Annotated in this window: 1 protein-coding gene; it reads left to right on the top strand. The window is 51.4% G+C overall.

Annotation, left to right across the window (positions count from 1 at the left end):
* Positions 1-592, top strand: a 592-nt coding sequence (locus tag ACS8FD_RS22770; protein ID WP_459252178.1) for a helix-hairpin-helix domain-containing protein, incomplete at both ends; no start/stop codon positions are given.

Raw genomic sequence — 592 nt, 5'->3', positions numbered from 1 at the left:
CATCCCAACCTTGAGCCGATCCTCGAGAATACCAATGGCGTTATTGTCTATCAAGAACAGGTCATGCAGATCTCGCAGGTCATGGCAGGCTATAGCTTGGGCGGTGCGGATATGCTACGCCGCGCCATGGGTAAAAAGAAACCTGAAGAGATGGCCAAACAGCGCGATATCTTTGTCACTGGTGCGACCGCGCAAGGTATCGATGAAGCGACCTCAGGCGGCGTATTTGACTTGATGGAGAAGTTTGCCGGTTATGGCTTTAACCGCTCGCACTCCGCCGCTTACGGTGTGCTCGCTTATCAGACCGCTTATCTCAAGCAGTACTACCCTGCCGAATTTATGGCTGCGGTACTGACCTCTGATATGAACAACACTGACAACGTCGTGTTCTTTATTAATGACTGCCGTGAAAACTTTGACCTCACGGTTGTCAATCCATCAGTGAACCGTAGCGAGTGGCACTTTGTCGCCGATACGCCGACCAATATTATCTACGGCTTAGGCGCGATCAAAGGCGTGGGTGAAGGTGCGGTTGAGTCTATCGTCAATGCGCGTCGCCGTGGAGGCCCTTTTAAAGACCTCTATGATTTTT

Source organism: Psychrobacter sp. 1U2, from assembly GCF_051847575.1.
Note: the sequence above shows the minus strand (reverse complement) of the source record. Positions and strands in the feature narration are given on the sequence as shown.